This window comes from Akkermansia muciniphila, assembly GCF_018709685.1.
GTDB classification, from domain to species: Bacteria; Verrucomicrobiota; Verrucomicrobiia; order Verrucomicrobiales; family Akkermansiaceae; genus Akkermansia; species Akkermansia muciniphila_E.
In genome coordinates this window covers 283,919-294,975 of the sequence record NZ_JABDHQ010000002.1, presented here as the reverse complement: position 1 = coordinate 294,975, position 11,057 = coordinate 283,919, and the positions used below count along the sequence as shown (strand labels likewise).

General features: G+C 52.2%; 11 protein-coding genes. 9 read left to right on the top strand and 2 right to left on the bottom strand.

The features are described 5' to 3' along the window. Together HHJ06_RS02720 and HHJ06_RS02715 are read left to right on the top strand one after the other, a co-directional pair. On the top strand, nucleotides 1-525 hold a 525-nt coding region (locus HHJ06_RS02720), incomplete at its 5' end, for a hypothetical protein (protein WP_215427334.1). Between the two features lie 913 nt (nucleotides 526-1,438). After that, nucleotides 1,439-1,675, top strand: coding sequence for an ankyrin repeat domain-containing protein (locus HHJ06_RS02715; protein ID WP_215427332.1), 237 nt, complete (start codon nucleotides 1,439-1,441; stop codon nucleotides 1,673-1,675). Nucleotides 1,676-2,686: 1,011 nt separating this feature from the next. Here HHJ06_RS02715 and HHJ06_RS02710 read toward each other — a convergent pair. Continuing rightward, a complete protein-coding gene (locus HHJ06_RS02710) occupies nucleotides 2,687-3,274 on the bottom strand; it encodes a SprT-like domain-containing protein (protein WP_215427330.1) in 588 nt (195 codons plus the stop codon). Between the two features lie 122 nt (nucleotides 3,275-3,396). On the opposite strand from HHJ06_RS02710, the gene HHJ06_RS02705 reads away from it, so the two are divergent. From HHJ06_RS02705 to HHJ06_RS02675, 7 genes are all read left to right on the top strand, one after another. Then, on the top strand, nucleotides 3,397-4,518 hold the full coding sequence (locus tag HHJ06_RS02705; protein ID WP_215427329.1) for an acyltransferase family protein: 1,122 nt from the start codon (nucleotides 3,397-3,399) through the stop codon (nucleotides 4,516-4,518). A 128-nt stretch (nucleotides 4,519-4,646) separates the two neighbouring features. Further along, complete coding sequence (gene rffA / locus HHJ06_RS02700) at nucleotides 4,647-5,786, top strand: dTDP-4-amino-4,6-dideoxygalactose transaminase (RefSeq protein ID WP_215427360.1); 1,140 nt, start codon at nucleotides 4,647-4,649, stop codon at nucleotides 5,784-5,786. After that, nucleotides 5,783-6,283 (top strand): GNAT family N-acetyltransferase, encoded by a 501-nt coding sequence (locus HHJ06_RS02695; RefSeq protein ID WP_215427328.1) that lies wholly within the window; start codon nucleotides 5,783-5,785, stop codon nucleotides 6,281-6,283. The genes rffA and HHJ06_RS02695 overlap by 4 nt, the downstream gene beginning before the upstream one ends. After that, nucleotides 6,280-7,218: a glycosyltransferase family 2 protein gene (locus HHJ06_RS02690; protein WP_215427327.1), complete on the top strand. Its 939-nt coding sequence runs from the start codon at nucleotides 6,280-6,282 to the stop codon at nucleotides 7,216-7,218. The genes HHJ06_RS02695 and HHJ06_RS02690 overlap by 4 nt, the downstream gene beginning before the upstream one ends. Nucleotides 7,219-7,241: 23 nt before the next feature. Further along, nucleotides 7,242-7,583, top strand: a complete 342-nt coding sequence (locus tag HHJ06_RS02685) for an EamA family transporter (protein WP_215427326.1) — start codon at nucleotides 7,242-7,244, stop codon at nucleotides 7,581-7,583. Beyond that, on the top strand, nucleotides 7,576-7,920 hold the full coding sequence (locus HHJ06_RS02680) for an EamA family transporter (RefSeq protein ID WP_215427324.1): 345 nt from the start codon (nucleotides 7,576-7,578) through the stop codon (nucleotides 7,918-7,920). Before HHJ06_RS02685 ends, HHJ06_RS02680 begins: the two co-directional genes overlap by 8 nt. A 128-nt stretch (nucleotides 7,921-8,048) precedes the next feature. Beyond that, nucleotides 8,049-9,806, top strand: coding sequence for a hypothetical protein (locus tag HHJ06_RS02675; RefSeq protein ID WP_215427322.1), 1,758 nt, complete (start codon nucleotides 8,049-8,051; stop codon nucleotides 9,804-9,806). A gap of 100 nt (nucleotides 9,807-9,906) precedes the next feature. Here the strand turns inward: HHJ06_RS02675 and HHJ06_RS02670 are convergent, their stop codons facing one another. Then, nucleotides 9,907-10,980, bottom strand: a complete 1,074-nt coding sequence (locus tag HHJ06_RS02670) for a hypothetical protein (RefSeq protein ID WP_215427320.1) — start codon at nucleotides 10,978-10,980, stop codon at nucleotides 9,907-9,909. Between the last annotated feature and the right edge of the window lie 77 nt (nucleotides 10,981-11,057).

Sequence of the window (11,057 nt, the reverse complement as noted above, 5' to 3'; positions counted from 1 at the left end):
AGGTTTGTTAACAATTCCATACTTTATTTTGATTTATTAGGAAATGATAGGTATATATCTAATATTTTACCACATAACCCAGAAAATGTTTTTAAAGGTGACGTTACTCTTCACATAGGTGTTGCCGTAGATATATGGGAAAAAAATGATCAGGGGATTTGGTGTAAAATAGGAATTAGAACTTTTGATTATTCTTTGAATCCAACAGATAGAGATACGGCTAGACTAGCAAGGGAATGGGCTAGAACGCATGATTCATCCACATTAATACAATTTGGAGGTTTGATAATTGGGAATATTATATATGGAGCCCTTGTTTTAGGGAAGGGTTATATAAAATCTTCACAAGGCCTTAATTTAAAAAATCCCGAAACAATACCGTCTTCTCCCATAGAAGATATCAATATGCTTAGAGCAATACAACAGGATATTAAATCCCCTCCTCCTTACAACATATTAAGGAATAATTGTGCTGATTGGGCTTATAAAGCTATATGGTATGGAAGAGATGTGACTGTTCATTAATTCATATTATGAAATGGATAAAAAAAATCATTATATTTGATATATTTTTCCAAGAAAATAAATTTAAAAAAAGTAGTTCTATATTTAGTTATATTCTTTTTATTTATCTATTCTTCATGGTATATCTCCTAACTTTTCCAAATAAAATAGGAATAAATATACAAACATTGTTGTTTGTTTTATCAATTGAAATTTCATATGTTTTATCATTTTTTAATTGGTATTATTGTTTGAATAAATCAATTTTCCTGTTTATCATAATTTATTTACTACCCATATGTGGTATAGGTATTTTATATTTATTGCTTCCTTCTCTACCAAGACATCTGTAGATAGAACAACGACAAGATAAATTTGTTAGATAAGGGTAGTGATAATCTGTTGAATCAATTTCAAATAGGTGGGAAGAGCGCTATATCTCAGGTTCAAACCACTACTACTCACAATTTCTAAGGTCTTTCTTCATTCAGCCCCCCGCAGAATATGATTTTTCTGTTTGATTCTATATGGGAAGCAAGATACTTTCCATAGACTTTTACGAAGATCAAAGCATGTTGAGCCAGATTTCAACTCAACATACTTTGATCTATATGGTTCTGGTTCTTCCCATAGGAATTATACGTATTAATGTTAACAAAATAAATTTATCTATTCTATTAATATTAAAAATTAAGTAAATCTAAAAGATTGTAATTTTTTATAGGTTTTTTAACATGAAAACTAATATTATATTTCCTTCGGTTATTTTGGCGTTAAACTTATTAGGATCCTGTACATTCATATCCCCAAAAAAGAAGAAACAGGGAACTCCTATATTCCTCCTTACTACCTACATTACAATACCCCTGCCTATATTTTAGGAAAAGATATGATCAAAAATTCATTAAAATCATACCTGGATTTGTCGTCGAACATGACTCCACAACCAAATCTTAATCCATATGATAAAAAATGGAATGGAAGCGAAACGGCTCTTATGCTGGCGGCAACTGTCGGGGATATTGATACCATGAGGAAATTACTCGAATTTAAGGCTGATATTAATGTTACTTCAAATGAAATGAAGCTACCCTCTATGACCTTTCCCTACAAAGAAACTGCCTTACATTATGCCGCACGGACAGGACAAATAGTTGCCTACGATTCCTGATTAAACGAGGAGCTAACCAGAAATTGAAAAATACTGACGGAAAAACAGCCAAGCAATTACTGGAGGCTACAGGGGAAAATGACTACTAATGCTTGGTAGAAGAAAACGATACATGGGATCACTAACACAGGCTGTATTGTTAGAAGCTATGGAAATATTAAAATGGATTAAAGGTATACATTTCAACCCAAAACTGATGTCACTTATCAAATTCAAAACACTATCTTCAAGGTTGGTACGGAGATACGGATGGATTGGAAGACTTTATTGCAGACTGGGATTTAGAACCTGGAGGTGATTACCGCATTTAGTGGCTTACCAGCACGCTATAATCCATATGTTTGGCATTATGGTTCCACAGAGCTTAATTACAAATTGGGCGAATCAGCTTTCGGGATTGTAAATCATAGAGGGCAAAAATATTGCGCCTATTGTTGAATGTGTAGACAAGATGAATACAAAAAATGTTATAACTTGGGTCATTCCCATTATTTTGTTTGTCGTTAACATATGCGTTACGTATGTTCTACAACAATTTTATAATAAAAATAGTGACACGCAATTGGGATATTTGGCCTTCTATTTAATTTTTGTTATTGTGGTTTTTTTGTTTTGTTGGGTGTACTCTTTCTTTTTAAATAGGAAAACCCCATTGATATTTTTTGCTGTTTCTATGTTTTACTTTTTTGTTATATTTTCAATATTCTCATTAATTTTTCCATTCCTTTAAGAGTTTGTTACTATTTTAATAATATCCTTAATTCACGATATGTTACTTAAATTAATCTATTCTGAATGCGCTTGAACAAAACCATTTTGAACAAACGTTATAAGGTTTAGCAAAAGCAAACCCTCCGGAAAGTTGCAGATTCCGGAGGGCTTGTTTTTGTAGATTATTATTAAATAATTTTGGTGGTTGTATATTCTTTTAAGCTACGCCTTCTCAATAAGGATGGAAATATGAGAGTTATCTATGAAAATTACTGAATTTGAATGCAGTAAGCCCTTTCGTTATAACGCTGGCGGACTTTGCGTCTCATAGAGAATCAATTCCAGCTGTCCCAGCGTCTCGGGGCGGCCTTTCAGGGCCATGCGCTTGAGATGTTTAGCGAAGGCGGGGCGGCGGTGGTATTTGCCGACTACTTCGCCCGTTGTTTTCAGGCGCAGAAGGTACTTGTACGTGGTGACGCGGATGGTGTCCGGTTTGGCGGCGGCGCACGGGACGGCCCCTATTTCCCGGCAGATTTGTTTCCACTGCGCGCCATGGGTGCGTTCTCCGTGGCGTGTCCAGGCCAAGGCATGGGCTATTTCATGCAGGATGGTGTCACGGATTTCATGGGGAGCTTCCAGATTGGCGCGGACAAAGTGGACGGAGAGGGAGATGCTTTTTTCCAGAAGGCGGCATACGCCCAGCCGCCTGCGGGCACGGTCCCAGCCGAATTTCCAGTCCGGGAGGCCCAGTTCATCCATTTTCAGCCGGGCGTAGATTTCAATGTCCCGGAAGCTGTCGCGGTTGCCGGATTGGAGATTCCCGATGGTCATGCTGCGGGGGAAGCATAGCACGGAACGCGGGGAAGGAAATACGGAGAAGGACATCATGACGGAGTTGCCGCGGAGGGTATGGTTTTTTACGGAAACAGCCGTTTTTCTTTGCAGGATCGTGGAAAAAGAAGGCGTGTGGAAAGGTTGAAGGGCAGGGCTCCGTAATAGGGGATATCGCCATGAGTTCAGCTTCCGGTACCAAGCCGCAGAGGATTGCGGCCATTGACGCCCTGCGGGGGTTTGACATGTTTTTCCTGACGGGAGGGCTGGCCCTGGTAGTGGCCGGCATTAATCTTTTTTATGACCAGAGCCCCGCATGGCTGGTGAAGCACAGCACGCACGTGAATTGGGAAGGGTTTGCGGCCTGGGACCTGGTGATGCCTCTCTTCCTGTTTATTGTGGGTACGGCCATGCCGTTTTCCTTTTCCAGGCGCATTGGCACGGAACCCATGTGGAAGATTTACCTGAAGGTGGCCAAGCGGGTGGTGGTGCTGTTTTTGCTGGGCATGGTGGTGCAGGGCAACCTGCTGAGTTTTGAGCCGTCCAAAATATCCTTGTACTGCAATACGCTCCAGGCCATCGCCTCCGGCTACCTGATAGCGGCCGTCTGCCTGCTTCATCTGTCCATCCGGTGGCAGGTGGTGGTCACGGGGCTGCTGCTGGCCGTTTACTGGCTGGTCATGAAGTTTGTTCCCTTTTCCGACCCCGTAGTGGGTTCATGTCCGGCGGGGATGCTGGAACCGGGGCGTAACCTGGCCCTGCTGCTGGACAAGTACCTGATGGGGAACTGGCAGGATGGAACGAATTATGCGTGGATACTGGCCCAGTTCGGCTTTGGGGCCATGACCATGCTCGGGCTGCTGGGCGGTCAGATATTGAAACGGGTGGAGGGGCACGGGAAAAAACTGCTCTGGCTTCTGGGTTCAGGCGCGGGGTGCCTGGTTCTGGGATATGTCTGGAGCCTGGATTTTCCGATCATCAAGCATCTGTTCACCAGCTCCATGGTGCTGTGGGCGGCGGGCTGGTGCTATTTCCTGCTGGCCCTGTTCTATCTGCTGACGGACGTGCTGAAGCTGAACTGGCTGACGTTCTTTTTCTCCGTGATCGGGAGCAACGCCATTTTCGTCTACATGTGGGCGGAGTTGTGCCCCCCCACGCGCAATTTCTCCCGCGTGCTGTTCACCGGGTTCAGCGAGTGCTTCGGGGATGCGAACCGGTTTGTCTTTTATTTGTGCAATTACGCCCTGATTTGGGGCGTGCTGTATTACATGTACAAAAACCGGACCTTCATCAAGGTCTAGGCTTGTTTTCAGCACTCCGTTCATAGTAGGGTCTTTCGCATGCGGACGGCGTTGCTGCGGAAACGTTCTCCGCAGGACTGGCATGCCCGCGCCGGGCGTTCATCATGAGCCGGTCCTTTCTGGAAGCCATGGAGATTCCCTTCAACCAACCTCACAAACACGGTCCCGAACTGGATTACATCCGGGACGCCATCCAGCGTGCCCATTTATGCGGAGACGGCTATTATACGAAAAAATGCCATGAACTGCTCGTGGAGCGCACCGGGGCCGGGAAGGCCCTGCTGGTCCATTCCGGAACCGCGGCTCTGGAAATGGCCGCCCTGCTAATCGGCTGCCAGCCGGGGGACGAGATTATCATGCCTTCCTACACGTTCGTTTCCACGGCGAACGCGTTCGTCCTGCGCGGCGCCGTTCCCGTTTTCGTGGACATCAGGCCGGATACCCAGAACATTGATGAGACACTGATTGAAGCGGCCATTACGGACCGCACCCGCGCCATCTGTGTGGTTCATTACGCGGGAGTGGCGTGCGATATGGACGCCGTCATGGATATAGCCCGGCGGCACCGCCTGTACGTGATTGAAGATGCGGCCCAGGGCGTAGGTTCCTGCTATAAGGGGCGCAGGCTCGGTTCCATCGGCCATTTGGGGTGCTACAGCTTCCATGAGACCAAGAATGTTATTTCAGGTGAAGGCGGCGCCCTGCTGGTGAATGATCCGGAATTGATGGAACGTGCGGAGATTATCCGGGAAAAAGGGACCAACCGGGCCAAGTTTTTCCGTGGGCAGGTGGACAAGTACACCTGGGTGGACGTAGGCTCTTCCTATCTTCCCGGGGAAATGACGGCCGCCTATCTGTATGCCCAGCTTGAACACGGGCAGGAGATCAACGGGGAAAGGCTGAAGTGGTGGAACATGTACCACCGCGCGCTGGAACCTCTGGAAAAACGGGGCGTCCTGCGGCGTCCGTGCGTTCCGGAACACTGCTCGCACAACGCGCACATGTATTACATCCTGCTCAATTCTCTGGAGGAGCGCACCAGCCTGATTGGCAAGCTGGCGGAATGCGGAATCAAGGCCGTGTTCCATTACATTCCCCTTCATTCCTCCCCCGCCGGGGTGAGGTTCGGGCGTTGTGTCGGACCCATGCCGCATACGGATCGCACCAGTGAAACGCTGCTGAGGCTTCCCCTGTATTATGACCTGGGGGAAGAGGGCTGCCGGGAAGTGTTGCGGGCCGGGTTTGGCCTGGAAGAGATTGAAGCATGATGAAGATTCACCTGGTTAACGTGTCCGATGTGGACGAGTCCATGCGCATGCAGCTCCGCATGTGGCGCAATTCCGACGCGGTCAGCCCTTTTTTTCTGCTGGACCAGGTGACGGAGGACCAGCACCAGGCATGGCTGGAAAGGAATATCCGCGGGGAGGATGCCCTTGCCTGCGTGATTTACGCGGACCGGATCCCGCTGGGGCTGGTGTACCTGCCGTGGTTTGACCGCGCCGCGCGCCGTGGGGAGATAGGCATTTACCTGTATGACCGGGGATTCAGGGAACTGCGCCCGGCCTCCGCCGCGTATGCGCGGATGATGGAGCTGGCCGCGGAGGAACTGGGGCTGGAAAAGCTGTGCGCCCGGATTCTGGATGACAACGCCGCGTCCATCCGTTTTCATGAGCGCATGGGGTTTGCCCATGCCCCGGAAGAGGACGGGGAATGCTGGAAAAACGGGGAGAAAAAACGCGTTCTGATGTACGTAAAAACGTTATGACTGATCCACAGGTTCAACTGTCCATCGTGGCTACCGTGTACTGCACGGGCTCCTATCTGGCGGAGTTCTGTTCCCGCAGCTTCGCCGCCGCGCTTGAGGCGGGTTACGATCCCTCCCGCACGGAGGTAGTGCTGGTCAATGACGGCTGCCCGCGGGGAGGACTGGAAGAAGCCCTGAAGGAACGGGAGAAGGATAGCCGCGTACGCGTGGTGGACCTGTCCCGCAACTTCGGCCACCATCTGGCCATGTACGTGGCGTGCGAGGAAGCGCGCGGAGAACGCGTGTTCCTGATTGACAGTGATTTGGAGGAAGCTCCCGAATGGCTGGGGGATTTTTCCCGGCAGATGGACGGCTCCGGGGCGGACGTGGTGTACGGCGTGCAGGAGAAGAGGAAGGGCGGTTTGTTTGAAGCCGTCTCCGGAGAGTTGTTTTATACGGTGTTCAACCTGCTTTCCGACCAGCAGATTACAAAGAACATGGTTACGGCGCGGCTGATGAGCGCGCGTTTCCTGCGGGAAATGCTGAAGTTCCAGGACCGGGAACCTTTCTTTTTCGGCCTGTGCGTTTCCGCCGGCTTCCGGCAGGTGCCGTGCATGGTGAAGAAGGCCTCCACCTCCCCCACCACGTATACGTTCCGCAAGAAGATGGCGCTGGCGGTGAATTCCGTGGTCTCCTACAGCGCCAGGCCGCTGGTGTACATTTCGTACTTCGGCATGGGGGTGACGCTGGTGGCCATGCTGTACGTCGCGTGGGTGCTTGTCCGTCAGCTCCTTTATAATGTGGCCCCCCCGGGGTGGGCCTCCTCCGTGGCCTCCATCTGGCTGGTGGGCGGGTTGATCCTGATGTGCCTGGGGGTCATCGGCATTTATATCTCCAAGATTTACAATGAAACCAAGCACAGGCCCGCCGTGGTAGTGGCGCGCCGTTATGAGTGAGTTTCTCCCGGCTCTTTTCCCCTATGATCAACTACCTTGTCCTTCACCTTCTGTTCGTCGTTTACGCCCTGAATACCGTCCTGGGGCGCATGGCGGCCCCCTATGGCTGGACGGACTGGCGCAAGTACGCTTTTCTGGCCGGCGTGCTTTTCCTGCTGGGCATTTATGCGGCGGGGTGGCAGGTGATGCTGAAAAAATTCAATCTGGGCGTGGCTTACGCCAACCGTTCCGCCGTCGTTCTCTGGGGCATCCTGCTGGCGTGGCTCTGCCTGGGGGAAGCCCTCTCCTGGACGCTGGCGGCAGGGGCGGTGCTCATCATCGGCGGCATTATTCTGGTTTCCACGGAGGAAGATGCGCATGAATGAGGAATTCTACATAGGCCTGAACCTGTTTTCCGTTTTCCTGGCGTCGTGCACGCAGGTGATTCTGAAAAAATCCGCCATGAACGAACGGCTGACGGGCATTTCCTACTTCGTGAATCCGGCTACCGTGACGGCCTATTCCATTTTCCTGGGCTGCTGCCTGCTGACGTTTTACTGCCTGTCCCACCTGCCGATGATTACGGTGAACGTGCTGGAGTGTTCCGCGTACGTGTACATCCTTTTCTTTGACCGGATTTTTTTCGGCAAACCGATTACCTGGCGCAAGATAGGGGGGAACCTGATGATTATTGCGGGCATCATTATCTGTCTGAACCGCTGAGGCGGGCGTAATGGCCTTTTGACTTTCCCGCCGTGTGCGCCGGGATCGGCTCTTGACTTTCATTTTCCCCGTTTCTAGTATGCGGGCCCGGACAGGGAGAATAGCCCCCAAAGTCAGGGAATTTGCTTATGTTGAAACAGGTTTGGAGATGGACATCGCTTTTTCCGCTGCTCCATCCCGTATGGTTCAACCTCCTGCTGCTGGTGCTGGCCTGGAGCATTGTGGGCGTGGCGTACCAATCCAATGATGATCTGGTGATTGCGTCCGTGCTTGACGGCTGGGGCGATCCTTCCTACGCGGATGCCCACGTCATTTTCGTCAATCCCCTGCTGACCGGGCTGCTGCTGAAAGCGGCCCCCGTGCTGGGCGGCCTGTCCGTTTGGCCCGTGTTTTTGGCGTTTGCCACGCTGTCCAGCGGCGCGGGCATTTTCACGATGCTGACGGCGCATGCCCGCAAGGCGCGCAAGTATGATTTCAATACGTTGGTCCTGCTGCTGGTGTGGCTGCTGATCATGCCCGGGTTTTACGCCGCCCTTCAATTCAGCCATGCCGCTTTCTTGGTAGGGTTCACCGGGGTGCTGATGTGCCTGAAATACGGTGTCTCCTCATGGAGGAAGCTATGCCTGGGGGGCTTCCTGTGCGTGCTGGGCAGCATGATCCGGCTGGATGCCGCCCTGGTGTGCGACGCCTTCTGGGGGGCCATCCTGCTGGCGGGAAGCCTGGACGGGTTTAAACCGTCCCGGGAGAAGCTGCTTGCCCGCGGGCGTCTCTGGCTTGCGCTGGCCTGCGTGCTGGCCGTCTCCTTCGGGCTGAATGAGTATAACAAGTACGCCCACCGGAATGTGCTGGAGGGGTGTGACGTGGCGGCATGGAACCAGGCCCGCGCGCAGCTCTCGGATACATGCCCCATCAGGCAGGAGAGCGAGTACCAGTGCGAGAAGTACGGCGTGTTTGCCAATGATATTAAAATGGTGCGGATGTTCACCAACTGCGATATGGGGGTGTTCAATACGGATTATCTGGAAAGGCTCCTGCTGGCGCGGGACGGCGCTGAATTCTGGCCCAGGGTGTGGGTCCGTGCGGAAAAGGCCCTTCATCTGTTTTCCTGGAATTCCATCATGGACCTCCTTCCGTGCTGGATTTTGTTCGGCCTGGCCTGCCGCGTTTCTTTCCGGCGCGGGGATGCTCCTGCGCTGCGGTGGTGCGTGGGCGGCCTGCTGGTGCTGATCCTGATGTACATGTCCAGCATAGACCGCCTGTACTTCCGCGTGGTGTATCCCACCTTCCTGATTGCGGGGCTGTGCCTGCTGTGGTCTGAGAAGTACCGCCCCATCCGCGTCAAGTGGACGGGGCGCGGGGCTCTGGCGGGCGGCGTTCCCATGTTTTGCGCGTTTGCCGTCTCCCTGTCACAGGCGTGCGCCGCCGTATGGGAGGCCAACCTGGAATCCTTTTCCCCGGATGCAGGGCGTTTGCTGTGCGAGCGGGTGGACCGTGAACCGGACTCCCTGTTCTGCGTCCAGATGTCCGGAGGCACCATTGATGACCTGGCTCCGGGGCAGTCCGTCTTCCGCAAGGCATGGAGCTGTTCCCGGAAGAACGTCGTGACGCTGGGCGGCTGGAATTTCCCCTTGAAGCCCGTGCAGCAGAAGCTGAAGGAAATGGGCTGGGAGGGCCAGTCTTCCCTGAACCTGTGCAGGGATAACGTTTACATCGTCTGCCTGACTCCGCAGGGAGACGATTCCGACATGGACAGCAAGTTCATGAGGATGCTCAGCCGCCATATCTGGGAGCAGCACGGCATACGTACGGCGTGGCATCTGGATGAAAACATCCATGGACTGCGGGTTTACCGCCTGCGCAAGACGTGGTTCCAGCCCGGCAGGTAGGAGCCGCCTTTTTCCCGGCAATCACGCCGTTCCGTAAAACAGCATCCCCGGTGCGCACGGCACACCGGGGATGGAAGGGAACATCGCTATTCAGGTTCCGTTAAAAACGCGGGCCGCGCCTGTTGTTCGTGCGTTCTTCCCGGAGTTTTGCCTGTTCCGCCGGGGTAAGGAGCAGGAATTCCAGGTCACGGATGGCGCGCTGCTTTTCCGCGGGGTCCTTGATGCCGGAAATCAGGCTCTTCATCTTTTCAAGAGCCGCCACCTGGTCGCCAAGTTCAAAGCAGGCTTTCTCCCGTTCCCACTGCCTCTTGATCAGGAAATTGTTTTTTTCCACTTCCGCCGTTTTCTTGTCGCTGGCGGAATTGTTCTGCAGCAGGGTGGCTTCCAGGCCAATGCGCTTGTTCCAGAGCTTCCGGAAGTTTTCCACATCCTTCTTCTCCTTGTAGGGAGCCAGTAGCACACGGTCAAAAATGGTGTTGAGGTCCATCATGTTGTCCGGGAGCGTTTCCGAGCGGTAGTCGCTGATGTTCAGATAGGAACGGATCACCTCGCTGGCTCCGCCCACCATGGGGAGCTGTTCGCCCACGTCCTTGGCGTTGGCGGCCATCTCATCCAGCATGGACAGGACGCTGGAGGAAACGTTGAATTCACGTTCGTTCTTCTCCGCATCCGCCTTTTTCAGGCACAGGAGCATCCATTTGCACTGCATCTGAAGGGCCTTTTTAAAGCCGGGGGCCACGTTGTTCCCCGTATTCTGCTTGCGCCAGTTGGAAAAGGCGGTGCTGGGGCTGTCAGGCTTGCTGCTGCCGTTGCTGCCTCCCCTCCCGCCGGAGCCCGGCATGCGCATCATCCGGAAGCCCCCGCCGCTGCCCCGGTTCAGCATGTGGGACATCATGCTGGTGGGGTTCAGGAAGCGGTCCTTCATGGCGTCCACGTAAAGTTTCATGGCGGCGTTTTCCGTGCTGATGGCCGTGGTGAGGGCGGACACGGCCTTCTGGATACGGGCGGAGCTGGTGTTCAGGTAGCCTGCTTTGACTTCCTTAAGCCACTCGGAGGCTTCCTTCCTTGCGGAATCGGTAAGCATTTCCTGGGCCTGGCAGAAGCCGGAGCCCAGAATGAGGAGCATCAGCGCGGAAAGCGCCGGACGTTTGCGGAACGGGGTTAAATGTATCATGACGGTATGAGGTTACAGGGTATTTTTACAAACCCCTCCCGTGAAGAAAAGTTGCAGCTTTTCTTCAAAAAAAGGAA

Coding starts and splice junctions, on each gene's coding strand:
- HHJ06_RS02715 (WP_215427332.1), top strand. CDS start 1,439: ATGACTCCACAACCAAATCTTAATCCATATGATAAAAAATGGAATGGA.
- HHJ06_RS02710 (WP_215427330.1), bottom strand. CDS start 3,274: ATGATGTCCTTCTCCGTATTTCCTTCCCCGCGTTCCGTGCTATGCTTC.
- HHJ06_RS02705 (WP_215427329.1), top strand. CDS start 3,397: ATGAGTTCAGCTTCCGGTACCAAGCCGCAGAGGATTGCGGCCATTGAC.
- rffA (WP_215427360.1), top strand. CDS start 4,647: ATGGAGATTCCCTTCAACCAACCTCACAAACACGGTCCCGAACTGGAT.
- HHJ06_RS02695 (WP_215427328.1), top strand. CDS start 5,783: ATGATGAAGATTCACCTGGTTAACGTGTCCGATGTGGACGAGTCCATG.
- HHJ06_RS02690 (WP_215427327.1), top strand. CDS start 6,280: ATGACTGATCCACAGGTTCAACTGTCCATCGTGGCTACCGTGTACTGC.
- HHJ06_RS02685 (WP_215427326.1), top strand. CDS start 7,242: ATGATCAACTACCTTGTCCTTCACCTTCTGTTCGTCGTTTACGCCCTG.
- HHJ06_RS02680 (WP_215427324.1), top strand. CDS start 7,576: ATGAATGAGGAATTCTACATAGGCCTGAACCTGTTTTCCGTTTTCCTG.
- HHJ06_RS02675 (WP_215427322.1), top strand. CDS start 8,049: ATGTTGAAACAGGTTTGGAGATGGACATCGCTTTTTCCGCTGCTCCAT.
- HHJ06_RS02670 (WP_215427320.1), bottom strand. CDS start 10,980: ATGATACATTTAACCCCGTTCCGCAAACGTCCGGCGCTTTCCGCGCTG.